The sequence below is a fragment of the Bradyrhizobium sp. RDI18 genome, from assembly GCF_043203335.1.
Classification (GTDB): Bacteria; Pseudomonadota; Alphaproteobacteria; order Rhizobiales; family Xanthobacteraceae; genus Bradyrhizobium; species Bradyrhizobium retamae.
The window spans coordinates 845,293-870,456 of record NZ_JBICRN010000008.1 but is presented as its reverse complement, the minus strand read 5'-3'; the positions used below and the strand labels follow the sequence as shown (position 1 = coordinate 870,456).

Annotated in this window: 25 protein-coding genes; 6 read left to right on the top strand and 19 right to left on the bottom strand. The window is 61.4% G+C overall.

The window, feature by feature from the left end:
- Nucleotides 1-2 precede the first annotated feature (2 nt).
- Nucleotides 3-935: a Ku protein gene (locus ACFXS9_RS12950; RefSeq protein ID WP_392689388.1), complete on the bottom strand. Its 933-nt coding sequence runs from the start codon at nucleotides 933-935 to the stop codon at nucleotides 3-5.
- A gap of 223 nt (nucleotides 936-1,158) precedes the next feature.
- On the opposite strand from ACFXS9_RS12950, the gene ACFXS9_RS12945 reads away from it, so the two are divergent.
- Nucleotides 1,159-2,088: a 3'-5' exonuclease gene (locus tag ACFXS9_RS12945; protein WP_392689386.1), complete on the top strand. Its 930-nt coding sequence runs from the start codon at nucleotides 1,159-1,161 to the stop codon at nucleotides 2,086-2,088.
- 146 nt (nucleotides 2,089-2,234) lie between these two features.
- Here ACFXS9_RS12945 and ACFXS9_RS12940 read toward each other — a convergent pair whose 3' ends face one another.
- From ACFXS9_RS12940 to ACFXS9_RS12920, 5 genes are all read right to left on the bottom strand, one after another.
- Complete coding sequence (locus ACFXS9_RS12940; protein ID WP_392689384.1) at nucleotides 2,235-3,158, bottom strand: glutathione S-transferase family protein; 924 nt, start codon at nucleotides 3,156-3,158, stop codon at nucleotides 2,235-2,237.
- 35 nt (nucleotides 3,159-3,193) lie between these two features.
- Nucleotides 3,194-3,733, bottom strand: a complete 540-nt coding sequence (locus ACFXS9_RS12935) for a thiamine pyrophosphate-dependent enzyme (protein ID WP_392689382.1) — start codon at nucleotides 3,731-3,733, stop codon at nucleotides 3,194-3,196.
- Nucleotides 3,734-3,963: 230 nt separating this feature from the next.
- Nucleotides 3,964-4,833: a thiamine pyrophosphate-binding protein gene (locus ACFXS9_RS12930; RefSeq protein WP_392689380.1), complete on the bottom strand. Its 870-nt coding sequence runs from the start codon at nucleotides 4,831-4,833 to the stop codon at nucleotides 3,964-3,966.
- 117 nt (nucleotides 4,834-4,950) lie between these two features.
- Nucleotides 4,951-5,904: a tripartite tricarboxylate transporter substrate-binding protein gene (locus ACFXS9_RS12925; protein ID WP_392699758.1), complete on the bottom strand. Its 954-nt coding sequence runs from the start codon at nucleotides 5,902-5,904 to the stop codon at nucleotides 4,951-4,953.
- Nucleotides 5,905-6,077: 173 nt separating this feature from the next.
- Nucleotides 6,078-7,352 (bottom strand): CaiB/BaiF CoA transferase family protein, encoded by a 1,275-nt coding sequence (locus ACFXS9_RS12920; protein WP_392689378.1) that lies wholly within the window; start codon nucleotides 7,350-7,352, stop codon nucleotides 6,078-6,080.
- A 118-nt stretch (nucleotides 7,353-7,470) separates the two neighbouring features.
- Here ACFXS9_RS12920 and ACFXS9_RS12915 point away from each other — a divergent pair, with 118 nt between their 5' ends.
- The gene (locus ACFXS9_RS12915; protein ID WP_392689376.1) at nucleotides 7,471-8,433 is read left to right on the top strand and encodes a LysR substrate-binding domain-containing protein; all 963 of its coding nucleotides are present in this window, start codon (nucleotides 7,471-7,473) and stop codon (nucleotides 8,431-8,433) included.
- Here the strand turns inward: ACFXS9_RS12915 and ACFXS9_RS12910 are convergent.
- On the bottom strand, nucleotides 8,430-9,656 hold the full coding sequence (locus ACFXS9_RS12910) for a CaiB/BaiF CoA transferase family protein (protein WP_392689374.1): 1,227 nt from the start codon (nucleotides 9,654-9,656) through the stop codon (nucleotides 8,430-8,432). The two genes, ACFXS9_RS12915 and ACFXS9_RS12910, sit on opposite strands and share 4 nt — an antisense overlap.
- Nucleotides 9,657-9,887: 231 nt before the next feature.
- Here ACFXS9_RS12910 and ACFXS9_RS12905 point away from each other — a divergent pair, with 231 nt between their 5' ends.
- Nucleotides 9,888-10,607, top strand: coding sequence for a glutathione S-transferase family protein (locus ACFXS9_RS12905; protein WP_392689372.1), 720 nt, complete (start codon nucleotides 9,888-9,890; stop codon nucleotides 10,605-10,607).
- A 17-nt stretch (nucleotides 10,608-10,624) separates the two neighbouring features.
- Nucleotides 10,625-11,260: a 2-hydroxychromene-2-carboxylate isomerase gene (locus tag ACFXS9_RS12900; RefSeq protein ID WP_392689370.1), complete on the top strand. Its 636-nt coding sequence runs from the start codon at nucleotides 10,625-10,627 to the stop codon at nucleotides 11,258-11,260.
- A 116-nt stretch (nucleotides 11,261-11,376) separates the two neighbouring features.
- Here the strand turns inward: ACFXS9_RS12900 and ACFXS9_RS12895 are convergent, their stop codons facing one another.
- A complete protein-coding gene (locus ACFXS9_RS12895) occupies nucleotides 11,377-12,354 on the bottom strand; it encodes a Bug family tripartite tricarboxylate transporter substrate binding protein (RefSeq protein ID WP_392689368.1) in 978 nt (325 codons plus the stop codon).
- 150 nt (nucleotides 12,355-12,504) lie between these two features.
- Entirely contained in the window at nucleotides 12,505-12,717 is a 213-nt protein-coding gene (locus ACFXS9_RS12890; RefSeq protein WP_392689366.1) for a hypothetical protein, read from the bottom strand.
- Nucleotides 12,718-12,843: 126 nt separating this feature from the next.
- Between ACFXS9_RS12890 and ACFXS9_RS12885 the strand changes: the two genes are divergently transcribed.
- Entirely contained in the window at nucleotides 12,844-13,566 is a 723-nt protein-coding gene (locus ACFXS9_RS12885; protein ID WP_392689364.1) for an alpha/beta fold hydrolase, read from the top strand.
- Here ACFXS9_RS12885 and ACFXS9_RS12880 read toward each other — a convergent pair.
- From ACFXS9_RS12880 to ACFXS9_RS12850, 7 genes are all read right to left on the bottom strand, one after another.
- Nucleotides 13,550-14,788, bottom strand: a complete 1,239-nt coding sequence (locus tag ACFXS9_RS12880) for a diaminopropionate ammonia-lyase (RefSeq protein WP_392689362.1) — start codon at nucleotides 14,786-14,788, stop codon at nucleotides 13,550-13,552. The two genes, ACFXS9_RS12885 and ACFXS9_RS12880, sit on opposite strands and share 17 nt — an antisense overlap.
- Complete coding sequence (locus ACFXS9_RS12875; protein ID WP_392689360.1) at nucleotides 14,785-15,582, bottom strand: LamB/YcsF family protein; 798 nt, start codon at nucleotides 15,580-15,582, stop codon at nucleotides 14,785-14,787. Before ACFXS9_RS12875 ends, ACFXS9_RS12880 begins: the two co-directional genes overlap by 4 nt.
- A 199-nt stretch (nucleotides 15,583-15,781) precedes the next feature.
- The gene (locus ACFXS9_RS12870) at nucleotides 15,782-16,870 is read right to left on the bottom strand and encodes a zinc-binding dehydrogenase (protein WP_392689358.1); all 1,089 of its coding nucleotides are present in this window, start codon (nucleotides 16,868-16,870) and stop codon (nucleotides 15,782-15,784) included.
- Nucleotides 16,871-16,930: 60 nt separating this feature from the next.
- Nucleotides 16,931-17,347 (bottom strand): PaaI family thioesterase, encoded by a 417-nt coding sequence (locus ACFXS9_RS12865; protein ID WP_392689356.1) that lies wholly within the window; start codon nucleotides 17,345-17,347, stop codon nucleotides 16,931-16,933.
- A 15-nt stretch (nucleotides 17,348-17,362) separates the two neighbouring features.
- Nucleotides 17,363-18,592 (bottom strand): CaiB/BaiF CoA transferase family protein, encoded by a 1,230-nt coding sequence (locus ACFXS9_RS12860; protein WP_392689355.1) that lies wholly within the window; start codon nucleotides 18,590-18,592, stop codon nucleotides 17,363-17,365.
- The gene (locus ACFXS9_RS12855) at nucleotides 18,579-19,283 is read right to left on the bottom strand and encodes a haloacid dehalogenase type II (RefSeq protein ID WP_392689353.1); all 705 of its coding nucleotides are present in this window, start codon (nucleotides 19,281-19,283) and stop codon (nucleotides 18,579-18,581) included. Before ACFXS9_RS12855 ends, ACFXS9_RS12860 begins: the two co-directional genes overlap by 14 nt.
- Before the next feature lie 128 nt (nucleotides 19,284-19,411).
- A complete protein-coding gene (locus tag ACFXS9_RS12850; RefSeq protein WP_392689351.1) occupies nucleotides 19,412-20,893 on the bottom strand; it encodes an aldehyde dehydrogenase in 1,482 nt (493 codons plus the stop codon).
- Between the two features lie 253 nt (nucleotides 20,894-21,146).
- On the opposite strand from ACFXS9_RS12850, the gene ACFXS9_RS12845 reads away from it, so the two are divergent.
- Entirely contained in the window at nucleotides 21,147-22,775 is a 1,629-nt protein-coding gene (locus ACFXS9_RS12845) for a GMC family oxidoreductase (RefSeq protein WP_392689349.1), read from the top strand.
- Nucleotides 22,776-22,901: 126 nt separating this feature from the next.
- Here ACFXS9_RS12845 and ACFXS9_RS12840 read toward each other — a convergent pair whose 3' ends face one another.
- From ACFXS9_RS12840 to ACFXS9_RS12830, 3 genes are all read right to left on the bottom strand, one after another.
- Complete coding sequence (locus ACFXS9_RS12840) at nucleotides 22,902-23,762, bottom strand: DMT family transporter (RefSeq protein WP_392689347.1); 861 nt, start codon at nucleotides 23,760-23,762, stop codon at nucleotides 22,902-22,904.
- A gap of 129 nt (nucleotides 23,763-23,891) precedes the next feature.
- Nucleotides 23,892-24,569 (bottom strand): thiamine pyrophosphate-dependent enzyme, encoded by a 678-nt coding sequence (locus tag ACFXS9_RS12835; protein ID WP_392689345.1) that lies wholly within the window; start codon nucleotides 24,567-24,569, stop codon nucleotides 23,892-23,894.
- Between the two features lie 37 nt (nucleotides 24,570-24,606).
- Nucleotides 24,607-25,143, bottom strand: a complete 537-nt coding sequence (locus tag ACFXS9_RS12830) for a phosphonopyruvate decarboxylase (RefSeq protein WP_392689343.1) — start codon at nucleotides 25,141-25,143, stop codon at nucleotides 24,607-24,609.
- Nucleotides 25,144-25,164: the final 21 nt, after the last annotated feature.

Below are 25,164 nucleotides of genomic sequence, written 5' to 3'. Positions count from 1 at the left end.
TCTCAGGCTGACTTCCGCTGCCTGGCTGTGGGCTTCTTCGCCGCCGTTTCCTTCGCCTGTTTCTTGCCCGCGATCGGCATCAGCATCTCCTTCTGACCGGCGGAGGCCTTCTTCACCTTTTTCGCGGGCTTCTTCGGCGCAGAAGCTGCCTCCGTGGACTTCGCGCCGCCGACACTGCGGCGCAGCGCTTCCATCAGATCGACGACGTTCTCGCCGCGGGGGCGTTCCTTCGGCACGATCGGCTTGCCGGCCCGCTTCTGGTTGATGAGATCGACCAGAGCGGTTTCGTACTGGTCCTCGAACTTGTCGGGCTCGAAGTTGCCGGACTTCTGATCGACGATGTGCCGGGCCAGGTCCAGCATGTCCTTCGTGACCTTCACATCCTGGATCTCGTCGAAGTATTCGGCCGGGTCACGGACCTCGTACGGATAGCGCAGCAGCGTGCCCATCAGGCCCTTGTCCAAGGGCTCCAGCGCGATGATGTGCTCGCGGTTCGTCAGCACGACGCGTCCGATTGCGACCTTGTTCATCTCGCGGATGGTCTCGCGGATTACGGCAAAGGCGTCGTGGCCCACCTTGCCGTCCGGACGCAGATAGTAGGGGCGGATGAGGTACCGCGGATCGATCTCGCTGCGGTCGATGAACTCATCGATCTCGATCGTCCGGGTGGATTCCAGGGCGACGTTCTCGAGCTCTTCCTTGGTGACCGCTATGAAAGTGTCCGTGTCGACCTTGTAGCCCTTGACGATGTCCTCGTTGGCAACCTCCTCGCCCGTGTCCGCGTCGACCTTCAGATACTTGATCCGATGGCCAGTCGCTCGGTTCATCTGGTTGAAGCTGATCTTCTCTGACTCGGACGTCGCCGGGTATAGCGCCACCGGACAGGTGACGAGGGACAGCCGAAGGAAGCCTTTCCAATTGGCGCGTGGGGCCATGTACGCGGAACTCCGAAACGGTTGATGCGGATTCAAGACGAACGTCGCCCCTCGGTTCCGACAGGCGCCGGGCGCCGGGCCGCAAAAAGTTGGCCCGGCCGCCGCCCCCACAGCGGCGTCTGACCGGAGCACGACCGGATCGAACGAAATTCCTCGAAAAGGCCGTGAATCGCTCGTTTTCCCAGTACCTCGTTGCCGGTCCCGGCCGGTATTGTGACCCGGCATGACCGCATCGCCCCAACCTTACCGAGACGAGATTATTCAGGACGCGGCGGATCTGGCGGCGATGGCGGAGGCGCTGGGACGGTCGGCGGACTATCGGGTCCTGCGGCGCCTGGTGCCGCGAACCGAGTTCGCCATGACCAACGGGCAGACAACCAAGATCGGGATCCTGCTTGACACCGAGACGACCGGTCTCAATCACAGCAAGGACGAGATCATCGAGCTGGGGATGGTCAAGTTCGATTATCTGCCGGACGGCCGGATCGCCGGCGTCAGGGACACGTTCTCCGCCTTCAACGAGCCATCGATCCCGATCCCGGTCGAGATCACCGCGCTCACCGGCATCACCGACGACCTGGTGGCCGGTCACAGAATCGACGAGGCGGCTGTCAGCGCGTTCGTCGACGATGCGGTGATCATCATCGCGCACAACAGCGGATTCGACCGGAAGTTCGCGGAACGGTACTGGCCGATTTTTGAACGGAAGGCTTGGGGGTGTTCTGCGACCGAGGTTCAATGGCGCCAGCACGGCTTCGAGGGCTCGCGCCTCGGCTATCTGCTGCACGGTGCCGGCTTCTTCCACCAGGCCCACAGGGCCGTCGACGATTGCCACGCGCTGCTCGAGATACTGGCGCTAGACCTACCGGCGACGGGTGCGCCGGCGCTCGCCATGCTGCTTGAGCAAGCGCGGAAAAAGACGATGAGGGTGTGGGCGGAGCAATCGCCATTCGATCTGAAAGACGCTTTGAAGCGTCGCGGCTACCGTTGGTCGGACGGAAGCGACGGCCGACCCCGGTCTTGGTACGCCGACGTCGAGGAGAGCGCGCTGGCGGATGAGATCGCGTTCCTCAAGACCGAGATCTATCTTCGAGACGTCGAACCCCGGCTTCAGACATTGACCGCTTTCACCCGCTTTTCCGTCCGGGCCTGAACGGTCGGCCGGCGCCGGAGCCCGCGACCTAGCGGGCCTTGCCGCGCCCGCGCGTCACTTCCGATACTGATCGTTGATTCCTTGAGCCCACAGCGCGGCCGGACGGCACGCTGAAGATCGCTGACAACGGCGAGATACGACTCGGCCTAACGTTCCTCTCTCAGCTCGAAGCCGATGCGCGGGAAGTGGACGACGACATCCCCTACCCGGTCGTTGTGGATCCCTACTGCCAGTTCGTCGTCGTCGACGAACGTAAGGGTTCCGACGATTGCGTCCCGCGCATAATCGGCAGCCCGAACTTCGACACGGCTTCCGAGCTTTGGATCCTCTGGCTGCCGCAGCGAAGTCCGCGGGTCTGAAGGCAATGAAGCACGCGCTATTTCGAGCGCCTCGCCGGCGCTCATGGACCGCGGCCGCCCGTGGCCGAAACCCTTCACACGCGACATCCATTGTCGGAGCAGCTCGAAGCGGTTGAACTCATGAGCCAGGCGTGAGCTTCGGTCTGTGAGAAACCACATCGCGTGAAAGATGGCGAGATCAGCCACTGTCACGTTCGGCCCGCATATCCATGGGCGACCGTCTGCCAGCATATCCTCGATGAGGGACATCTGTGTCCGGACCAACGGAGCGGAGCGCGCGGCCACACGCTCGACAGACTTCACGCTAGGCACGGGCAAGCCCCTCATCCGCGCTCGATCTTCGAAAAGTTCCGGCGGCATTAGGTCGTGGTTGGTGCCCCACGCGTACAGCATCACCGAACGAAAGAGCGGGCCTTCCGCCCACGCCGCGACGGCATTGGCGAAGCCGTGTTGTCCAGGAGAGTATAGACTCGGTAGTGGATGCCGCCTCTCCAGCTCCCTCAAGATCAGGCGGGTATCGCAATAGATGTCCGCACCGATCTGTAGAACAGGCGCGCGACGATATCCACCAGTCAGCGCCGTGAGGTCCGGCTTCGGCGTCACAGGCGGTACGATCACGCTCGACCAATCCAGTGACTTGTAGCCCAGCGCGACGCGAACCTTTTCGGAATAGTTCGAGAAGTCGTAGTGGTGCAAAATCAGCTCGGCCATAAATTCCCTACTTTGCCGCTCCGCGCGTCAAGCGATCAAATTGTAAGCCGTATCGTGGGAGCTGCAATACTTTCCGTCATGACGTTGATGAGAGCCGGTTTCCCGCTCGCAAGCGCGCGGTCGATCGCGCCGGGGAGATCGCCGGCACGTTCGACGAGTTCACCGTGCCCGCCGAGCGCCTCGACGACAAGGTCGTATCGGGCTGGAAGCAAATCCATGTTGTGCATGCGGTTCGCGCCGTACGATCTCAACTGAATTTGGCTTTCCGCGTTCCAACAACCGTCGTTTCCGACAACGGCCACGAACGGTAAGCGGCATCGAATCGCTGTCTCGAACTCAGAAAGATGGAAACCGAGACTGCCATCACCGAGGACAGCAAAGATCGGCGCCTTTCGCTCTGCGTACCGAGCGGCAATTGCCAAAGAGAGTGAGCTTCCGATCGCACCCGATACGCCGTTCACCATTCGACGTGTACATGGAAGAATGCTCTGTGCCCACTGTCCAACCTCGCCGCCGTCGGAGACCAGCACCGCGTCTTTGTCGCGATCTATATAGGGTCGCAGCACGCGCAGCATTTCGGCTGGATGAAGTCGTCCCTCGGTAGACGAGGAGACGGTGGCCCATTCCGCAGGTCTGTCGTCCAACGCCGACCGGGCTTGTGTGAGCCAATCTGGATTTCGCCGGGGCGAACTGGAAGCACGCGCGATCAGCGTCCGGGCTGCAACCTTCGTGTCCGCTACGCACCCCACCAGAACGCGAGCACCGACCTCATTCATTGCGCGTCCGACCATAGCCGCATCTGGATCTAGGACGACAAGTCGGACGTCCGGTCGGTAGTGCGGCGCTGCGGCCCATCGGGTGGTGAAGTCCAGCGCTTTACCCAAAAGCACGAAAGATCGACCGACTGAACGAGATCCGCGAACGCGCCCAGAGTTGCGTCGGCAGCCCCGCGCGGGCTTTCAAGGATGACCGCCGGTGCGTTGGTCGCAAGTTCCAATTCCTTGAGAAGCGAACGTCCATCTACGCTCGAGAGCGCGGGCGGTGCAAAGATGATCGGCCGCTCGGACGACGCGATCGCAGAGAGTATCTTATCCGCGGCCTCCGCTTCGATATCTCTTCCGCCAATCGCGCCAGAGACATCTGGCCAAACAACTTCATCCAGACTGACTGTTTCGTCGAGGAGGTCAGACGGTAAACTGACATGGACGGGTCCGGGGCGCCCTTCCTGGGCCAACCGAAGCGCTTCGCCGATGTCCTTTCCGAGTGTAGCGGTCGACTTTGCCGTCCATGACGCTTTGGTCACTGGCTTTGCCATGTCCGCCTGTCTAATTTCCTGGAAACCGCCTCGCCCCAGCTCCCACGTCGCCGCGTGCCCCGAAAGAAGCACCACTGGCGATTCCGCCGCTTGGGCCGCGAACAACGCTCCCAACGCGTTTACGTGGCCCGGACCGCCGGTCACCATCGCCACGCCTGGGTCGCCGGTGATCCGGCCCCACCCGTCAGCCATATGCACCGCGGCTGCTTCGTGCCGCACGTGGGTCAACTGGATCTTCGTGTCGAGGACAGCATCGAAGATGGACATGATGTGGTTGCCGGACAGCGTGAAGATCCTGCTGCACCCCAATCGTTCCAATGACTCTGCGACAACGTCCGCGCCGCGCAACTTAGTCTTCATGCCGGTCGATCTCCAAATCACCCGGGTTTTTCGCAAAAGCCGCCTGTTCCGTCCATTAATAACTCCCCGCCCAGCACGATGCTTTGGAGCATCGCAACGGAGCAAGCCCAAGAGCAATTACTTAGGGCTCTCTGAAGCGAGAACCTTCTTCCATCTCGCGATTTCGGCCTCGAGCTTTGCCTTTAATCCTGCCGCGCTCGCCTCTTCATTTGAAACTACAATCGCACTGAGTTGATTGAAGCGGTCCAAGACGGCTTCGTCCTTGAGCGCGACCTGCAGAGCCGACGTCAGCTTGCGCGTCAGTTCGACAGGTGTTCCCTTTGGGGCGTAAATCCCGTGCCAAATTGACAGTTCCAAGTTTCCAAGACCCGCCTCCTTTACAGAAGGGATGTCGGCAAGCGCCGGTATCCGCTGGGCTGTCGTGACGGCATACGCTTTGATTTCGCCAGATTTTATCTGGTTCGTCGTGTTGGTCGTCTGATCGCACATGAAATCGACTTGCTCACCGAGCAGGTCAATCATGGCGGGTCCTGTACCCTTATAAGGAACGGTGACCGGTTGCGCCCTAGTCTCAGACGCGAAGAGGACCCCGCAGATGTGTGATGCCGTTCCGGCTCCCGCATGCGCATAGGTGATCTTGCTTCCCTGCTTGGCGGTGTAGTCGATCAATTCCTTCAGAGTATTCGGCTGAAATGACCGTCGGGCCACGATAGTCATCGGCACGTCCGCGACTAGCCCGATGTATTCGAAAGACGTAAGCGGATCTACCGACCCGGGATAAAGGGTCGGCGCTGTCGCCATTCCGATGTGATTGAGGATGAGCGTGTATCCGTTCGGCTCCGATTTGGCGGCCCTCAAGGACCCGATGGTGCCACCTGCTCCGGCCACGTTTTCAACGATCATGCGCTGGCCCAGATCGCGTCCCATTGCATCGGCAACAACCCGCGCCACGGTATCCGTTGGTCCACCGGCAGCATAGGGAACGATCATCGTAATTGGACGACTTGGATATGGTTGAGCGGTAGCATGCCCGACGGCGAAGGATAATGGTAGGAGCGAGCAGATAAGCATTCGCGTTGCCCTGCCCCACCAGGCCATTGACCTGAGGCGCGCGAACAACCCAGTAGGTGCGCGCTGCAACGAATTGCGAGCCGCTTTTGAGCCGAAGTCCTTGCTCTCCGATATCGAGATCACGATGTGCGTTTCCTGTGCGGTTTGCTTTTCTTAGAGTTCTTGAACGTGCGTTAGACAATCCCAGTCTTGCTAAGACCAGCGACCTCCTGCTTTGAGAGCCGGAGAAGACCTTCGTAGATTTCGGTGTTGTGCTCGCGTGGCATCGGAACGCGAGGATCATGAACGGCGTCGGCTTCACTGAATTTCAGCGGAAAGCCCGCAGCAAGCGGGCCGGCGGCCGACGGCAGATGCGGATTGCGTACAGGTTGGAGCATGTCGCGGGCCCGCAGTTGGTCCCAACTGACGACATCGTCGATCGTCCGGATCGGTCCGCAAGTGATATCCGCTTCGTCCAAACGGCTGATGATCTCGTCGACGGGCATGCACTCCGCCCATTGACCGACGACGGCATCGACCTGATCGTTATTTTCTATGCGCCAGCCCGGATTCATGAACTCGGCGGACTTCAAGAGATCTTGTCGTCCCATGATCTCCAGAAGCTTCGTCCAGTCCGTCGTCGTTCCTGCGCCGATCGCTACCGCACCATCGGCCGCGCGATAGGTATTGAACGGAGAGAATCTAGCGATCCGATTGCCTTGACGGTGAGCCAATCCGAGATCGCCATAGCACTCGAAAGGCTCGTCGAAGATGAGCGAAAGCAAGCAGTCGGCCATCGAGACGTCGATGAATTGGCCCACGCCGGTTTCGTGTCTCTGGTAGAGCGCACCGAGAATGCCGGCCATCGCGAACGTTCCCGCGATTCCGTCGGACAACGACGCACCCGTCTTGCTCGGTTGTCCGGCTGGGTCTCCCGTAATGCTCATCATTCCGGTCGCCGCCTGGACCATCAAGTCGAAGGCCTTGCGGTGCCGCTCGGGTCCCGTCGCTCCGTAGCCGGTAATCGAGCAATAGATCAGCCTCGGATTGACGGCGCGCAGGCTGTCGTAGTCGATCTTCAGTCTGGCCGTGACGCCGACCTTGAAGTTCTCGACGAGCACGTCAGCTTCACGGACGAGCTTGAGCAGAAGTTCGTGCCCCTCTGGCTTCTTCAAATCGAGGCTGATCGATTTCTTGCCGCGCGTCCGTTTGAGATACGCGATGCCTAGATCTTCCGATGTTCTGCGCTCGAAGGCGACGCCGCGAGGGCCGAAATACGGAGGTGCCGTGAACGTCGGGTCTCCTCCTTTCGGCTCGTCGATCTTGATTACTTCGGCGCCCATACCAGCGAGAAATAGTGTCGCCTGCGGGCCGGACAGAAAGCGGCTGAGATCGAGGACGCGGACGCCCCGAAGGATCGGCGGCTTTCGGTCTGCGGACGCGATGGAAGGCGTTGTTTCCGAAATCACGGATCACCCTTGGTCGAAACTCCCTCCGTCTACATTCGCGAGGGGGTATCCTGCGTCCAATACACAATAGGTCACGTTCGATATGTCTCACGACCGATTTGTCTGATACTCTGTCGATATGAATATCGAATTGCGGCACTTGCGTTATTTCGTGGCGGTCGCCGAGGACCTGCATTTCGGCAAAGCCGCAAACAGGCTCGGCATCTCGCAACCCCCGCTAAGTCAGCAGATCCTCGCGCTGGAGCGGGAGATCGGCGCTCGGCTGTTCGAACGTTCGAACCGGCGCGTAGAACTGACGAGCGCAGGAGAAAACTTTCTGAAGGAAGCTCAGGAGGTGCTCGAAAGAGTCGATGCGGCGGCGATACGCGCCGAGCGGATTCATCGCGGACAGGTAGGCGAACTGAAGGTCGGATTCTTCGGATCAGCCCCATTCGTGGAAGGATTTCAAAAGCTCGTCTTCGACTTCCGCGCCGAGCATCCAGACGTCGATCTGATCCTCGAGGAGATGCCGACCTACCAGCAGGTCGACGCGATCCTCGACGGACGTCTCGACCTCGGCTTCGTCCGGCCGCTACAGCCGAAGCCGGAGTCGATCCAGTCCGTGGAGATCTCTCGGGAGAAGCTGATGGTCGTCATGCGGACGGACCATCCGTTGGCCGCCAGGCAGGATGACCTCTCCGTGGCCGACCTCGCTGATGAGCCCATGGTGCTCTATGCCAGTTCGATCGGTAGCGGGCTATACCAGAAGATAGTCGATCTTTGCCGGGACTCCGGCTTCGCGCCTAACGTCGCTCAGGCGGCGAACGCGACGCCCACGATGATGGGTCTGGTCGCCGCCGGGATGGGCATCTCGATCCTGCCTGAATCCCTCAAGCGGCTTCCGCTGGACGGCCTGAAGTTCGTCCCCCTGCGCGAGCCGAAGGCTCAGACTGCCGTCTGGCTCGCCAAGCGATGGGACGACCGTTCGTCTCTAGTGCGGCACCTGTTTCAGCAGGCATCGCGGCTCAAGCCCAAAGCTTCGACAGCTGCGGAGCCGGCCGACGGGCCGGAAAGGAAGAAGCGGGCGCGAAAAACCCGTTAGGCGAGCGAGCGGTCTCGCACGAAAACTTTCTTGTTGTGGAGGTCGGAGATCTCTTCTTCAGACAGCCCGTATTCGCGCAGGACGTCGGCGTTGTGCTCTCCGAGCCGCGCCGCCGAAAGGCGCGACGGGCCCTCCCATTCCGAAAAGCGGACCGGCATCCCCGGCACCTTGAACTCGCCGAGCATCGGATCCACCGCCGTGCGCACGGTGTTGCGCTGCTTCAGATGATCAAGCTCGATGACGTCGTTCAGGTCGAGCACTGGAGCCACCGGGATCCGATGCTGCTCGAGGCGCTTCAGGCACTCCTCGCGGGAGCCGACAGAAGCCAGCCACCCTTCGAGGATTTCCTTGAGCAGCTCGTTGTTCTTTCGCCTGGCGCTCGCACTCGCGAACCGGGCGTCGTTGAGCAGTTCGGGCATCTCCAGGGCCTGTACCAACTGCGGCCACTGATGGGACAGCGACATCAGGGTGATGTACTGACTGTCGCCGCACTTGAAGATACCGGTCGGACCGCCGTCCGGATGCTGGGAGCCGGTCCGCTTCTGGACGTATCCTTTTCCGAGCTTGGACACGCGGGGAATGCTCGCTTCGTGCATGTGGAAATAGGTGTCCAGCAAGGTGGATTCGACGAGCTGGCCCTCGCCGGTGCGCTCCCTGTGGAAGAGCGCGGTGACGATCGCCAAGGCGGCCGACACGCCGGTCGAGACGTCGCCGATGGCCATCGTAACCATCGCGGGGCTGCCGTCCGCTTCCCCGATCATGCCGGTTACGCCTGCATAGGCCTGGCCAATGTAGTCGTAGCCGGGCTTGCCGCTGAGGTCGCCCGTCTGACCGGCGAAGGAGATCGAACACATCACCAGGCGGGGATTGAGCTTCTTCAGATCTTCGTACGACATGCCGGCCCGCGCCATCACGCCCGGGCTGAAATTTTCGACTAGCACGTCGGCCTTCGCGATCATGCCCTTGAGGATTTCCCTAGCGCGCTCGTTCTTGAAGTCCAGCGCGATGCCCCGCTTCGAATGATTGTGCTGGAAGTAATAGGTGCTGTGGGGCGCCGCGTTCTCGGGCGCGTCCTTCGCCTTCACACCCTGCACGCGTGACCGGTCGCCGTAGGGGGCCAATTCGACCTTAACGACGTCGGCCCCCAACTCGGCCAGAACGCGCGAAGCGGTCGGGCCGGCGACGAACTGGGTGATGTCGATCACCTTGAGGCCGGACAGCATGGGCAAGGTACCGCTCGTCGTCATCTCTTGGCGCTCCCGTTCGTGTGTTGTGGAGGCCTACGAATATTTTGGGGCCGCGGTCTGGTCCAATATGGACAGCAACTCGATTGAGACGCCGCACGACTTGTAGGGACAAGTCGTTTCACGACTGAATGATGTCATTCATAGTCTTGGACGGCACAAATGCTGCCGCCTAACGTCTCAACCAATAACGGATGGCGGGAGGTTCGATTGATCAAGCTGTACTTCTGGCCGACCCCGAACGGCTACAAGATCTCGATCCTGCTCGAGGAACTCGGACTGCCCTATGAGGTCGAAGCCGTCCACATTGGCAAGGGAGAGCAGTTCGACAAGAGCTTCCTGCGGGTAAGCCCGAACAACAAGATCCCGGCGATCATCGATCCAGACGGCCCGGAAAGTCAGCCGTACGCCCTCTTCGAGTCGGCCGCCATCATGATGTACCTAGCGGAGAAGGCTGGCTTTCGCTTCATGCCCTCCGACATGGGACCACGCTATCAGGTGACCCAGTGGCTTGCGTTCCAGGCGGCGAGCATGGCGCCCGCGCTCGGACAAGCCCATCATTTCCGGGAATACTCCAAGGAGAAGATTCCCTACGCAATCGACCGTTTCACGTCGGAGGCGGAACGCCTCTACCGCGTGCTGGAACGCCGCCTTTCCGAGAGCGAGTTTCTCGCGGGAGAGTATTCCATCGCGGACATGGCGACCTACCCGTGGCTACGGTCGCACAAGTTTCAGGGTCAGAACCTCGACGACTATCCGTCGATCCAGCGCTGGTACAGCGCGGTCCGCGAGCGCCCCGCCGTGCGGCGCGGCCTGGCCGTCTTGAAGGAGCGTTTCGAGAAGAACAGGAAGCCGCCTGCCGGCGCCGCCTGGGACAACCTTTTCGGAAACAAGCAATTTGGCCGTCCTTCGGACGGCAGTTCGTCATAACCAAACGGAGACAAGTCGTGGCGAAGACCATCGAGTTCTATTGGGATCTGGGCAGCACCAACAGCTATTTCGCCCTGCATCTGATTAAGCCCATCGCGAAGAAGCACGGCGCGACCGTAGTGCCGCACCCCTTCAATCTCGGCTACGTCTTCCGGAAGCAGAACTACGTCCTGATGGAAGAGCCCAAGGTCAAGCTGCGTTCGCGGAAGATCGATCTGATGCGCTGGGCGAAGAAGTACAACCTTCCGTTCCAGATGCCGAAGAAGTTCCCGATTAAGACCAGCCCTGCTCTGCGCGGCGCGCTCGCGATGCGCCGGTTCGGCAAGGAATGGGAATACATGGAGAGGATCTTCGCCGCCTACTGGGAGCACGACGACGCATCGGTCGGCGAGCTCGCCGGACTGAAGCCGATCGCCGCCGAACTCGGCGTGGATCAGGCGGAGTTCGAAAGGCTGGTCGAGAGCGACGAGATCCGAGACGAGCTCATCGCCGAGACCGATCGCGGCCTAGAACGCGGCGTGTTCGGCGTCCCGACCTTCTTCGTGGGCGAAGAGATGTTCTGGGGCAAGGATCGCATGGAGTTCATTGACGATGAACTGACCTCCCCCAGTCCGCCGAGGGTACGGCGGTCGTCAACAACTGTGGCCGGATAGCCCCGTGCGTCAGGCTGGGGAGGTCTTATCCTCCCCTTCTAATTTGTCCGCTCGGTTGTGTCAGCATGACCAGGCGCCGCCGAGCTGGACGTTGCGAAGGTAGCATGCCTTGCGACTTAGTCGACCTTGATCCCAAGTTCGGTCACGGTCTTCGTCCACTCGGCCGTTTCCCGCTCGACAAAGCTCACTATGTCTTCGTCCTTCACGTTCGGAATTTCGGCTCCTTGGATATCCCAAGCGCGAGCAACGGCCGGACTCGTCAACGATCCCTTCACGATCCCCCTGATCTTCGAGACGAGATCAGGTGGGGTGCTCACGGGCGCCCACATTGCGTACCAGATCGAAGCATCGAGCTGCGGCCCTCCGGCCTCGACGAAAGCAGGGATGTTCGGAAACCGCGCCGACCGTTTGTCTGAGATGAGAGCGATGGCCTTGAGTTTCTTGCCTTCGATCTGAGGAGCGGAAGTGCCCATCCCGTCAAACATCATGTCGCAGACGCCTGCAATGAGATCCGTGAGCGCCGGCGCAGTCCCTCGGTAAGGCACATGAAGAATGTCTAAGCCCGCTCGGCGCTTGAACATCTCGCCTATGATGTGCTGAGACGTACCGTTGCCGGACGAGCAGTAGCTGAGCTTTCCCGGATTAGCCTTCGCTTCCTTGATGATGTCGGCAACCGTGTTGAACCGAGACTCGGCCGGAACAACGAGAACATTCGGAACGACAGCCGTGATGGCAATGGGCACGAAGTCCTTTTCAATTCGATAACCTCGTCCCGGATACACGGCCTCGGACATCGGCTGATGCACGCCACCTGCCAAGAGAACCGTGCCGTCCGCTGGAGATTTCGCGGCTGCGAGCACACCAACCGTTCCCCCTGCTCCAGCACGATTCTCGATAATAATTCTTTTCGGAAGCTGGTCGCTGAGGGTCGATGCGATCGGTCTGGCGAAGCTGTCGACACCGCCGCCAGGCCCATACGGGACTATGATCTTGACGATTTTAGCAGGCCATTCCACCGCGTTTGCGAGCTGTACTGCGGAAAGCCAAAAGAGAGCAGAAACGGCGCAGGCCGTTACCTTGAAAGAAGATCGCACGATATTTCCTCGCCTAGACCTATGTCGAAATCGATTTCAGACGAAATCGTCGCGTTGGCGAGAACTGTGCACCCCTGCAATTAGAGGTCCAATCGATCCTGAGAATAGAGCTATTCAGCGTAATGATGCACGTCGAAGACCCGCCCGCGATCAAGTTGCGCGGCCGTTACCCGCCGCCGTCCCGCGAATGGACCGGCTCGGCCCGAGCGGATCGCTGCGCTGCAGGGGAACAGGACACTTGTTCACCAGTCGTGTAGCAGCGCCCTCCGGCTGCTTGATTACGCGGCGCCCCTCGTCGAGGATGGCGCGATCCAGCAGGTCTCCGCCCCGTTCGGTTTTGCCATGGCCGGATAGTTGCCCCATATCTCGCTCTTCATCGCCTCCGGGAATGGTCGCCTTCGAGTGGCTCCGGACGGAGGACAATCCGCACTTCCGACCGGTCATCGCGCTGTCAGCTAAGCACGGTCCGGCGGCCTAGAGGAGTAACCGATGGCGCTCGTTCTGGTCCCGGGGTTCATGCTGGACAAGGAAATGTGGATCCCCTTTGAGCCGGAAATGGGGGATTTCGGCCCAATCCTGCATGCCGACCTCGCTCGGGACGACAGCATCCGATCGATGGCGCAGCGGCTAATCGCAGATGCTCCCGACCGCTTTATTCTCGTTGGCTTTTCGCTTGGCGGCTACGTCGCCCGCGAAGCAGCGAGACTGGCTCCGGACGCGGTCAGCGCTCTGGTGCTCGTCGCGACCTCATCGCGCGCCGACACGCCCGCGCAAGCGCAGCGGAGGGCCGCCGCCGCGAAGCTCGCCGCCGATCCGTTCAACGGCTTGAGCCGGCCATCGCTGCGGCCGTCCGTTCACCCGGACCGCAACACAGACGACGAACTGATCGGCCGGCTGCAAGCCATGGGCCGCCGGCTGGGGCTCGAGGCCTTTCGACGCCAGTCCAATCTCGATCGACATGGCGATGCCGACCGATTGAGCGAGATCCGATGCCCGACGCTGATAGTCGCCGGCGAAGACGACAAGCTCCGGAGCCTCGACGAGGCACGCGAGCTTCACGCGGGCATCGCGCATTCCGCTTTGGAGATCATTCCGCACACCGGTCACATGATCCCGATGGAACAGCCGGCCCCATTGGCGAAGGTTGTCAGGTCATGGCTGAACCAATTAGACCTGCAAGCTAAGGCCAACCCGGTCACGCCGGGATCTTGACCCGCGCCTGCTGGTCGAACACCGCATCCGGCGCCGTACCGACGAGCCGTTCGTAGATCTTCGGATCGGTGGCACCTTCGAGGCCGAACAGCACGATCTGGCTAGTGGCATCGAGACCCAGTGATTTTCGCAGCTCCGGATCCGTTGCAGCCTTCAGGACGACCGCCATGCCGCCCGCTGCCGACTCGCCGCATACGATAGGAATGTCGCCGCCCCCGCCGGCCAAGGCCTTCATCGCGTCGACCACCCAAGTGTCCGGAATTCGGACGAAGTCGCTACAGAGCCATTTCAGGAGGGTCCACGCGGCCGGCGAGACTTCTCGGCAGGCCAGACCGGCGCAGATCGTCCGCAGCGACCCGGACGAAGGCGTCGGCGTCCCGTTCGCCGCGGACTGATAGAGGCAGTCCGCTTCGACCGGCTCGATCATCACCAGGCGCGGCAGCGTCTTGCAGCGCCGCTGGAAGCCGAGATAGATCGCCGCCGCGATGCTCCCGACGCCGCCCTGCGCGAACACGTGCGTGATTTTGTCGACGTCCGGAATCTGGGCGAGCGCCTCTTCCACCATGACCATGTAGGCGTTCATCACGTAGCGCGGCAGCGGCGATTTGAACTCGTCCCACGACGTGCTGCTGACGAAATGCCAACCATTCATCCGCGCGTCTTCACGGGCGCGAGCGACCGACGCTTCGTATTCGCCGTCGATGCGGATCACGATGGCGCCAAACCTCTCGATCGCCTCCTTCCGCCCCGCGCTGACGTGACCGTGGATGTAGATGACGCAGCGGCAGCCGAATTCGCGTGCGCCGTATGCGAGGCCGCGTCCCTGGTTGCCGTCGGTTGCAACGCACACGGTGACGCGCTCGGTGATGCGGCGGTACTTTCCGCTCCGCAGTTCCGCCGTCGTCGGGCGCTCACCGATGACGCGGGCCACTTCGTCGCGCAGCAGCGACGCGACCGTATAGGGTGCGCCCAAGGCCTTGAAGCTGCCGAGCTCGCGCCCAAAGCGCTGGCTCTCGTCCTTGTAGAACAGCTTTCCTATACCCAACGCCGACGCTGTCTGGTCCAAGGTATGCAGCGGCTGAGGCGCGTACTCAGGCCAGCCGCGGATTTCCTCCACCGCGCCCGACCAGTCGCCAAGATTGCGCGCGCATTCGGCCGCTTTCTCTTCGGCGGACGGCGTCAATCGTTTCGCGTTGCGGCAATGCGCGTAGTCGGTAGTCATATCTTCTCCGGTTGTTGTCGTCTCGAGCCCGCCGGCACGAAGCTCGCTATCCTGATCTCCGCGCCCTCGAGAGTCTGCCGAACCAGCCTGGCCGTGGCGACCGCCTCTGGAGAATCTCCATGAATGCAAATGGTCTCAATCGGCAGCTTGACCTGCTTTCCGGAGATCGACTCGACCGCACCGCTTTGGACCATGCGAAGGGCTCTCGCCGCAGCGGCTTCCGGGTCGTGAATCATCGCACCGGGCTGGCCGCGAGGAACTAGACGCCCCTCGTCCGTGTAGCCCCGGTCCGCGAAGATCTCGGCGCACGTCTGCAGACCCATGTCTTGTGCGACGCGGAGCAAGGTGCCACCGCTGAACGACATGCAGATCAGGTTTCGGTCAACCGCCTTCACCGCGCGACAGACCGCGGTCGCGATGTCCTCCCTCGGCTCCGTCAAATTGCCGAGAGCACCATGCGCCTTGACGTACGTGATCGGGTTTCCGGCATAGGCGGACAGCGCCTGCGCGGCCCCTATCTGGTAGGCGACCAGGCGCTCGATCTCGGCGGGCGAGAAGGGCATCGCCCGTCGTCCAAAGCCCCAAAGATCCGGAAAGCCCGGATGGGCGCCGACGTTGACGCCGCGCTCCCTGGCCGTCTCGAAGGTACGGGCCATGATTTCGGGATCGCCCGCGTGAAAACCGCACGCGACGTTGGCTGAGGTTACCACGTCGAGAAGCGCCTCGTCGTCGCCGGCGCGATACACACCGTAGCCTTCACCCATATCCGAATTCAGATCGATCGTAGGCTGCATGCTTCAATCCTCATCTAGAAGACGGTGCGACGACCGAACTTGTGCATCTTGCAGACATCCAGATCAATATTCGAACTGTTCGTCGTCCAAGAACGAGAGGACGGCGGCGGTGAACGGCCCGGGGGCGTGCCTGAACATGCGATGTGACGCCCTCGGAATGACGACCGTGCGCGAGGCCGGCAGGTGGAATCGAACTCGCTCAAGGAATGAGCAGTCCTTTGCCCGCCGTCTGCGTATCGAACAGCCGGTAGGCTTCCACGGCCTCTTCGAGTGGCCATGAATGAGTGAATAGACCGTCGACATCGAGCTTGCGCTCGGACACGAAACGAGCGCAATCGGCCTGGCCGTTCTTGCTGAAGGTCCAGCTACCGAATACCGAAAGCTGCTTCCGGTTCATGTCGTTACTGACATCGATGGTCACGTCGCCGCCCTCCCCAAGGAAGACGACTCGGCCCCACTTGCGGGCGGACTTGACCGCAGCAGTTCGGGCAGTGGGCGAGCCAGTGCAATCCATAGTGCAATCGGCGCCGCGTCCACCCGTCAGCTCGCGGATCGCGCCGACGACGTCGTCGGACTTCGCGTCGACGAGATCGTGGGCTCCGAACTCCTTGGCCCGCTGCAGGCGACCGGGATCGATGTCGAGCGCTATCACCCGGGCCCCCATGGCTGTGGCAAGTTGCGTTCCGCTCAGGCCGACCGGGCCTTGGCCGAATATCGCGATCGTCTCGCTGCCGCGAAGCCCAAGTCGGTCCAATCCACCCCAAGCCGTGCCCGTGCCGCAGGAGATCGCCGCACCCGATTTGAACGAGAGATCGTCCGGAAGCCCGACCAAAGAATCCGCCGGCACTTTCATGAACTTCGCGTGGGCACCATCTCCGTTGGCGCCAAACGTGACCGACCCCTCGTCGCACATCTGCGTCCACCCGCCTCGGCATTGATGGCAGCAGCCGCATCCGGCGTAATGATGGTTCATGACGCGCATGCCGACCTTTGCCAGCGGGCCCCACACGCCTTTCCCGACCGCGGCCACGACGCCGCACGGTTCGTGGCCGGCGATGATGGGTTTGTCTGACTTCTTACCCAGACCGATGGAATCCGCTCCGTCTGCTGCGCGATAGTATTTCAGGTCACTTCCGCACATCCCGGAAGCCTTAATCTCGAGGATGACTTCACCCGGTCCTGGATTCGGATCCGGCACATCTCGCACCTCGAGTTTTCTATCTCCGAGAAAATAGACCGCTTTCACTTGAACCTCTACCGTGGCTGGCCGCTTGTTACCGAGCTCCATTCGTTGGCGCACTGGCGTTTCGCTGCGACTCGTTTGGTCCTACAAGGGGCGAGGGTTGGATCACAAGAGCCTCCACGTCGATGTAGCGTGGGCAATCGCTTCTCCGGATGAATCCTGCGCCGACGATTGCAAAAAGAACGTCTTGCGTCCTTTCTTGAGGAAGTTGGCGCGGCAGACGACATTCCCGCTGCGGATCGGTGCGAAATACTGAACCTTCATCTCGAGCGTCGCACCGGCGCCGAACTGATGCTTGATGAGATGTCCCATCGAGATATCGAGAGCGGTGGCCAGCACGCCGCCGTGAAGCGACCCTTGCGGGTTGAACATGTAGGGCCTCACGTCGAGTGAGACGATGCAGGCATCGTCTTCGTAAGAGACCGTCATGCCGAAGAAACGCGACAGGAAGAACGATCCGAACTCATGGCGGCCATCGCCTATGGCCGCGTCGATAAGCTCCCGAACCTGCGCCTCTTCCATCCGTCGTGCTCCCTACTACGCTGACTGCTTCAGCGCGGACTCGCCGAACGCGCCCTTGGAGGCGAAGTCTAACACTTCTTTCCTCGTCCACCCGAGCCAGTTCTCGAACACCTCGACGGTGTGCTCGCCGAGAGTCGGCGGCGGCGTGGAGGGAGCGGGAGGCAGCTCGTCGAAGCGCAGCGGTCGAGCGACGAATTTGACTTCGCCGGCGACCCTGTGCGTCACGGTCTGAACCATGTCGCGCTGGACGAGTTGTGGCGCTTCGCACACCTCCCCGACCGTTCTGATGGCACCGCACGGAATGCCGGCGTCACTCAAGAGCTCGAGCCATCGGTCGCGCGGCTGGGTCTTGAATATGGGACGCAGAATCTCCGCGAGCACTGCGCGGTTGGCCGCGCGCTTGGGCGCGGTATCAAACCGGGTATCGCCTTCCAGGTCCTTGCGCGCGATGGCTTCGCAGAACAGCGACCAGAACTTGTCGTTGGCGACGCCGAGATTGAACCAACCGTCGCTCGCTTCGAAGGTTTCGTACGGACTGATAGTGGGATGTACGTTGCCCCGACGCTTGGGGCTCTCACCCGACGCGAAGTACATGCCGGCATTGAAAGTCAGCAGCGAGGCCATGGCATCCAGCATGGAGACGTCGACGCGTCCGCCGACGCCGCTCCTCTCCCGCTTCATAAGCCCGGCAAGCACCGCCTGCGACGCGTAGAGGCCGGTGACCAGGTCGGCGATGGACGTACCGACCTTCATGGGAGGACCGTCCGGATCGCCCGTGATGTCCATGACGCCCGACTCGCCCTGCAGGATCAGGTCGTAACCGGGCCGGCTCGCATCCGGACCGGTCCGTCCGAAGCCAGAGATGCTGCACTGGATGAGCTGAGGATTGCCAGCGCTCAACGCCGCGTAGGACAGGCCCCACTTGTCGAGCGTCCCGGGCCTGAAGTTGTCGATCACGACGTCGGCGGCCTTTGCGAGCGCAATCACCGCGTCCCGCCCAGCCGGCGACTTCAGATCGATCGCGCAACTTCTCTTGTTGCGGTTGACCGACAGGAAGTACGAACTCTCCCCGTTGACGAACGGAGGACCGTAGCGGCGACTCTCGTCGCCGACACGGGGATCTTCGATCTTCACGACGTCCGCCCCGAGATCGCCGAGATGCATCGTAGCGAAGGGACCGGAGACGACGCGGCAAAGGTCCAGGACCTTGATGCCGGAGAGAGCTTCCGTACTAGACGATCGCATCCGCCAGATCCTTCATCGTCTCAACCGTGATATCGGGCTTGTGCGGGGTCTCTTCGAACGGCCGGTTACGCCGGTTGATCATCGCCGTGCGCATGCCGGCCGACTTCGCCCCGATGACGTCGAATGCGTGGTTGGCGACGAATAGAATCTGATCGAGCTTGAGGCCTAGAATCTCGGCCGCCTTCGTGTAGGTCGCGACGTGCGGCTTGAAGGAGTTCGCCTCGGCGACGGAGATCACCTTGTCGAAGGGGATCTTGTGATACTTCTTGGCCGACTCGAGCATGTCGCGATCGCCGTTGGAGAGCACAACTAGCTTATATTTGGTCTGCAGCTTCGCCAGCGCCGCCGGCACCTCCGGGAAGCATTCGAGCTTCTCGATCTCGCCGACCAGGTACTTCACCTCGTCGTTCGTGTACTTGATGCCCGACCGGTCCATGACCTGCGAGACCGCGCGGTGGCCGATCTCGCGATACGGCGTGTGCTCGCGGTGGAGCAGCGCGTCGATCATCGAGTTCTCGAAGTGGGTGCGGCGCCACCAGGTGACGAAGGAGTTCGGATTGCCGGTCCAGCCCTTCTCCTTCAGGAACGGCGTCGCGATCTTGACGAGGCCACCCTGCATGTCGACAACCGTGCCGTACTGGTCGAACATGCAGACCCTCACGGTGTCCTTCAGTTTCTGGATGTCGGTCATTGCTTCTTCCCTTGCTCGTTGGCGGAATGGATGATCCGGATTTGACCGCGTCCAGCGCCATTTTCGAAATGGATTGTTCTTCTGCGCACATTCGCAACGTGAATATCGTCGCGAAGGATTCCCGCTTCTCAGGTCAATCGCATGATGAAAGGATTCTGTGGGCGTTCGGCGGAGTTATTGAGCCAAACGGTCTTCGGCTGCATGTAACTCTTGATCATCTCCTGACCGCTCTCGCGACCGAGGCCGCTGTCCTTCACACCGCCGAACGGCGCCATGAAGCTGAGGGCGCGGTAGGTATTCACCCAGACGGTTCCGGACTGAAGTCCCTTGGACATCCGGAATGCGCGTCCCATGTCCTTGGTCCAAACGCCCGCTGCGAGGCCATATTTCGAGTTATTGGCGATCCGGAGCGCGTCCGCCTCATCATTGAACGGGATGACGGCCAGCACCGGGCCGAAGATCTCGCGCTGCGCGAGCTGAGAGGCGTTGTCGACATCGCGGAAGATCGTCGGCTCGACGAACAACCCTCCGGTCGGGTGCTTCATGGCATTGCCGCCGAAGGCGACGACGGCTCCCTCCTTCTTGGCGTCAGCGATGCAGGTCATCACCTTGTCGTAGTGAGGAAGGTTCGCGAGGGGTCCCATCTGGGTTTCGGGATCTAGCGGATCTCCAACCTTCACGCCCTCGGCCATGGCCCTGACCTTCGCCAGAAAGGTGTCGTAGATGGAACGCTGCAGCAGCAACCGCGAGCCGGCGATGCAGGTCTGCCCGGCGGCCGCGAAGATACCCGACGCAACGCCCGCTGCGGCCGCCTCCAGGTCGGCATCTTCGAACACGATGTTCGGCGACTTGCCGCCGAGCTCCAGCGTCACGCGCTTCAAGTCGCCCGCGGCCGCCTTGTTGATGGCTTTGCCGGCGGCATCCGAACCGGTGAACGCGATCTTGGCAACGTCGGGATGAGCGACCAGAGGGGCGCCTACATGCTGTCCCGTGCCGCAGACGACGTTCACGACTCCCGCCGGGAAACCCGCCTCTTCGAACAGTTCCGCGAAGGCAATGGTCGATGCGCTCGCATATTCGGACGGTTTGACGACGAACGTATTGCCGGCGGCCAGGCCCGGTGCGAGCTTCCACGTCAGGAGCAGCAGTGGCGAATTCCAAGCGGTGATGGCCGCCACCACGCCGAGCGGCTCCCAAGTCGTGAACACGAAGTGGTCGGGCTTGTCGATCGGCAGGACGCCGCCCTCGACTTTGTCGGCCAGGCCGCCGTAGTAGTTGAACCACTGGGGAATGGTCTTGAGCTGGACAAGCATCTCGTTGATCAGCTTGCCGTTGTCACGGACTTCCAGTTCCGCCAGACGCTCGGCATTCGCCGCGATCAGGTCGCCGACCTTCCGGAGCAGCGCACCGCGAGCCGTCGCCGAAAGCCCTGCCCAGCCGGGAGAACGGAAAGCCGTCTTCGCGGCGGCGACGGCGGCATCAACGTCCTGCGGGCCGCTATCGGGAATCTCGCACCAGTTCTCGTTGCGATAAGGATCCAGGCTCGGCATCCACTTGCCGGACGCCGCCGCGATCTTCTTCCCGCCGATGAGGTTTTCGATACGTCGCACTCGCTCTTCCTCCTGAAAAACTCGCCCAAGGCCGTCGTCCCGCGACGCGCGGCGTTTGGGCGGGAATTTTGCGGGAGTCTGCGTCCGTTGCGCCAACTGAAGTTTGGTATGGCGCTATTCATCGGAATGATGTGCGGCGCCCTCACGCTTACCGGTGCCTTATCGACCAAGCCAATGATCCAATTGGCGAAACGAATTGGACATCCTCGCGGTCTGGCCGCCAATCGGTCGGAGGGAACGCAAAGGTAGGCAGATGGATCGATCCGGGCAGTCCGCCCCAGAATTCGACTACATCGTGATCGGCGCCGGCTCGGCGGGCTGTACGGTCGCCTCGCGTCTGAGCGAGGATCTGTCCGTCTCGGTCCTTGTGGTCGAGGCCGGCGGTCCGGATCGAAACCTCCTGATCCACGTGCCCGTCGGCTACGTGAAGACGATCGACATGCCGGGTGTGAACTGGCGGTTCCAAACCGAGCCCGAGGCCTACACCTATCACCGTCCCTTCCCAATCCCGCGCGGCAAAGTCCTGGGCGGGACGAGTTCACTCAACGCGATGCTCTACGTCCGGGGCGAGTCTCGCGACTACGACGGCTGGGCCCAGCTCGGCAATCGAGGTTGGTCCTGGGACGACGTGCTGCCTTACTTCCGCAAGTCGGAGAACTGGGAGGGCGACCCCGCCGCCTGGCGCGGGAAAAACGGTCCGCTCAATGTGCGCGATCAGTACGAGTTCGCGGAGATCACCGATGCGTTGATCGCGGCCGCCGGCGAATGCGGCTACCCGCGCAATCCGGACTACACGTGCGGAAAGCAGGACGGCTTCGCCTACTTCCAGCTTACACAGAAGAACGGCGTCCGGTGGTCCACCAAGCGAGCATTTCTCGAGCCGGCCATGAAGCGACCGAACGTCCGCGTCGAGACTAATGCGCACACGACCAAAATCATGCTCGATGGAAAGCGTGCCAGCGGCGTGGCCTATCGGAAGGAGTCGTCATACGCCGTCGTCAAAGCGCGACGCGAGGTCATTCTCTGCGCGGGAGCGGTCCAGTCACCGCAATTGCTCGAGCTCTCTGGCATCGGCAGACCGGACGTCCTTCAGGGGCATGGCATCGACGTTCTACACGCGCTGCCCGGCGTTGGCGAAAACTTCCAGGACCACTACATCATCCGGATGGTGTGGCGCGTCGTCGGGACCCGGACCCTGAACGAGCGGTCGCACGGACTTCCTCTGCTCAAGGAGATTTTCAGATATGCCTTGACCCGTCGGGGCGTCCTGACCACGTCGGCCGGCATCGTGAACGGCAACGTCAGATCCCGACCGGAATTGGAAACTCCTGACATCCAGTACACGATCGCGCACGCCAGCTTCAAAGATCCGGTCAAGCGGATCCTGGATCGTGAACCGGGGCTGACCATCGGGCCCACTCCCCTCAGACCGGAAAGCCGCGGGACAATTCATATCAAATCGAACGATCCGTTCGCGGCGCCGGCGATCCGCCCGAATTTCCTGAGCAAGGAGGCCGATCGCAACTGCCTGGTGGAAGGGATGAAGATCGCCCGTCGGATCACGGAGGCCCCGTCTCTCGCCCGTTACATCGCCGAAGAGATCGATCCAGGCGGGAACGCCCGGGCCGATGACGAACTGCTGGATTTCGCCCGTCGCAAGGGCGGCACGATCCATCACCCCGTCGGCACGGCGAAGATGGGCTCGGATGCAATGGCCGTGGTTGATGACAGACTGCGCGTCCACGGAATCCAAGGGCTGCGGGTAATCGACGCCTCGATTATGCCTCTGATCGTATCCGGAAACACCAACGCTCCGGTGATAATGATCGCCGAAAAGGCCGCCGACATGATCAAGCAGGACGCCAAGGAAGGTCGAGCGTAACGATGGAGGTGTCTGCGCGTGCTCATTGGTTTCGGACATGCCTGCTTCGCTCCGATAGCGACCACTCTTGCGGAGGCGCAACAAGGATGGGCCAAACCTGGAAGTCGCATGACGCGGCTTCCGAGTTCATATTGATCGAGCGCTCGGTCTCACTTGTGTAATGGCGACGCCGGAGAGCGCGAGCAGTCCACCAACAATCAACTTTGGGGTCAAACGATCGCCAAGGAACAACACGCTCGAAATCATGGCGAATACCGGAAGCAGCAAGCCGAATGGTGCGACACGGTTCATGGAGCAATGGCCGATCAGCCAGAACCAAAGGCCATACCCAACAATTCCTCCGATGAAAATTGTATAGGCGAGTGCCAGCCAACCGCGTTCATCCGCTGTGATAAGGCTCGCCACTTGTCCATATTCAAGCAGTAACGACATTAGCATGACCTGTGGCACCGTGAGCAGCGACGACCACCCCATCAACATCAAAGGGCTGAAAGGGCCGTAACGCTTCGTCAGGACGTTGGACACCGCGAACGCGAAGGCTGCCCCGACCACAAGCAGGAGCGGAAGCGCATTCGCAGACAGGCCAGGGCCCGCTGCCAACACGACCACGCCGACGAATGCAAGCACTACGCCGGCGGACGTAGTTAGAGACGGCCTCTCCGCGAGCAGGGGCCAAGCTAACAGGACGGTGAAGGGCGTGGCGAGTTGATACGCGATGGCCGACATGCTTCCCGAGCCGAGCCCAAGGCCAACATAGAGGAGCCCGAAGTTTAGTCCTCCAAGGAAACCCGAAATAGCTACGATAGGGCCGAACTGTTGACGTGTGGGCCTTTTGACGAATGGAATAAGGAGCAGCGCGATGGCGAGGAAGCGCAGTGCGAGGAAAAAGAGAGGCGGAAACTCCATAACGCCCACTTTGATGGCTACGAATTGATAACCCCACAGCAAGGGCACGGCCACCGCGCAGACGATTTGAATTGCAGACATGGCATCCTTCCTCGTAAGACCATTAGGTCTAGCAGCGTCAGGGGCTTCGCGCCTGGCTTCGAAGCCCGTCAACGTCAGAGATGCTCACGCGATAGCGGCCTGCCTGATCAACCTTAATCCCAAGGTCGGTCACGATTCTTCAGGGACGGCGACATCTACTGGTGCACCGCCGACGTCGGCTGGGTCACCGGCCGTCACCGACATTCGGCCGTGGCGCGCACGGTGTCGGACTCGCCGTTGATCATCGGCAAGCAGGCTCCGCATGAATCGGGAAGCGATGAGGGTTCCCTCCCGCTCCGGCACCGTGCGGGGCTGATCTCCCGGCTTGATCTTAAGCACAGCGACCAACGTGCCGGCCCGCCCATAGAGCTTAGGCCGCAGCGTCGCGATTTCGTCCTGACCGGTGAGCTCCGACGCGTTCTGGATTCCGCAAGCGCGGGCGACCGCCGCCAAGTCGGTGCCGAAACCGGTGGCGGTCTTCTGCATCCCGGTCTCGGCATATTGTTCGTTATCGAGAACGAGAATCGAGAGATTGGTCGGGAGGTGTTGGGCGATGGTCGAAAACGCCCCGAGCCCCATCAGCATCTCGCCGTCTCCGGTGAAGACGATGACGGGCCGCTCCGGACGCGACAATGCGAGACCCAATCCGACCATAGCGGCCGAACCCATGGCGCCCCAATCGTAGAAGTTCAGGTCGTGATCGCCTGCGGCGAACACGTCGTAGACCGGCGACCCCAGGCCTGCGACGACGAGTGCGTTTCCGCGATCTTTGAGCAATTCCGCGACTGCTGGACGACGCTCGATCATCTTGAACCTCTGAATTAATAATCCGCCCGGACCATCGTCATTTCGACCAGTTCTTCCTGCCGATCAGCCGCTGCGAGAGCAGAACGGCGGTGCACCGGCTGGAATAGAACGCCTGATCGATCGCGCCGGCGCAGATTTCCCCGACTGTGGCGGAGTCCTCCGCACGGAAGACGTCGAAACCCATCAATTCCAACGCGGCGCCGGCGCGCTTGCCCATCGGGATCTGCCACGGCACAAACTCCGCGAACTCGCCGCGCATGGTCACCAGGAGAACAAGCGGAAGTCGGCAGTTTTCGGCGAGCGTGAAGAGGTTCAGGCAGTTGCCGACCCCCGAAGATTGCATCAGCACTACGCTGCGCTGTGCGCCGAGGAAAAGTCCGGCCGCCAGGCCGACGCCTTCTTCCTCAGTCGTGAGCACGGTTGTGCCGATCTCTGGATCGGCTGTGCAGAGATCGATTAGCCCGCGGTGGCCGCCGTCCGGAACGTAGCAAACGTGCTGGATGTTCGCGGACTTGAACACCGAGTAGATGTCCCGTTGCCAAGGCCTGATAGCTTGTTCCTTGTCGATCGACATGCCTGAATCACTGTCTTGCAG

Bases quoted from the DNA above. Each gene is read 5' to 3' on its own strand.
- ACFXS9_RS12910 (WP_392689374.1), bottom strand. From the start codon at position 9,656: ATGCTGTCCGGCCTCAAGGTGATCGACATCACCCAGTTCGTCGCCGGC.
- ACFXS9_RS12880 (WP_392689362.1), bottom strand. From the start codon at position 14,788: ATGACTACCGACTACGCGCATTGCCGCAACGCGAAACGATTGACGCCG.
- ACFXS9_RS12875 (WP_392689360.1), bottom strand. From the start codon at position 15,582: ATGCAGCCTACGATCGATCTGAATTCGGATATGGGTGAAGGCTACGGT.
- ACFXS9_RS12950 (WP_392689388.1), bottom strand. From the start codon at position 935: ATGGCCCCACGCGCCAATTGGAAAGGCTTCCTTCGGCTGTCCCTCGTC.
- ACFXS9_RS12860 (WP_392689355.1), bottom strand. From the start codon at position 18,592: ATGCGATCGTCTAGTACGGAAGCTCTCTCCGGCATCAAGGTCCTGGAC.
- ACFXS9_RS12865 (WP_392689356.1), bottom strand. From the start codon at position 17,347: ATGGAAGAGGCGCAGGTTCGGGAGCTTATCGACGCGGCCATAGGCGAT.
- ACFXS9_RS12890 (WP_392689366.1), bottom strand. From the start codon at position 12,717: ATGGGGCAACTATCCGGCCATGGCAAAACCGAACGGGGCGGAGACCTG.
- ACFXS9_RS12925 (WP_392699758.1), bottom strand. From the start codon at position 5,904: ATGCTTATCTGCTCGCTCCTACCATTATCCTTCGCCGTCGGGCATGCT.
- ACFXS9_RS12940 (WP_392689384.1), bottom strand. From the start codon at position 3,158: ATGGCCGAGCTGATTTTGCACCACTACGACTTCTCGAACTATTCCGAA.
- ACFXS9_RS12935 (WP_392689382.1), bottom strand. From the start codon at position 3,733: ATGCTGCGCGTGCTGCGACCCTATATAGATCGCGACAAAGACGCGGTG.
- ACFXS9_RS12945 (WP_392689386.1), top strand. From the start codon at position 1,159: ATGACCGCATCGCCCCAACCTTACCGAGACGAGATTATTCAGGACGCG.
- ACFXS9_RS12870 (WP_392689358.1), bottom strand. From the start codon at position 16,870: ATGGAGCTCGGTAACAAGCGGCCAGCCACGGTAGAGGTTCAAGTGAAA.
- ACFXS9_RS12840 (WP_392689347.1), bottom strand. From the start codon at position 23,762: ATGTCTGCAATTCAAATCGTCTGCGCGGTGGCCGTGCCCTTGCTGTGG.
- ACFXS9_RS12835 (WP_392689345.1), bottom strand. From the start codon at position 24,569: ATGATCGAGCGTCGTCCAGCAGTCGCGGAATTGCTCAAAGATCGCGGA.
- ACFXS9_RS12930 (WP_392689380.1), bottom strand. From the start codon at position 4,833: ATGAAGACTAAGTTGCGCGGCGCGGACGTTGTCGCAGAGTCATTGGAA.
- ACFXS9_RS12915 (WP_392689376.1), top strand. From the start codon at position 7,471: ATGAATATCGAATTGCGGCACTTGCGTTATTTCGTGGCGGTCGCCGAG.
- ACFXS9_RS12885 (WP_392689364.1), top strand. From the start codon at position 12,844: ATGGCGCTCGTTCTGGTCCCGGGGTTCATGCTGGACAAGGAAATGTGG.
- ACFXS9_RS12845 (WP_392689349.1), top strand. From the start codon at position 21,147: ATGGATCGATCCGGGCAGTCCGCCCCAGAATTCGACTACATCGTGATC.
- ACFXS9_RS12830 (WP_392689343.1), bottom strand. From the start codon at position 25,143: ATGTCGATCGACAAGGAACAAGCTATCAGGCCTTGGCAACGGGACATC.
- ACFXS9_RS12855 (WP_392689353.1), bottom strand. From the start codon at position 19,283: ATGACCGACATCCAGAAACTGAAGGACACCGTGAGGGTCTGCATGTTC.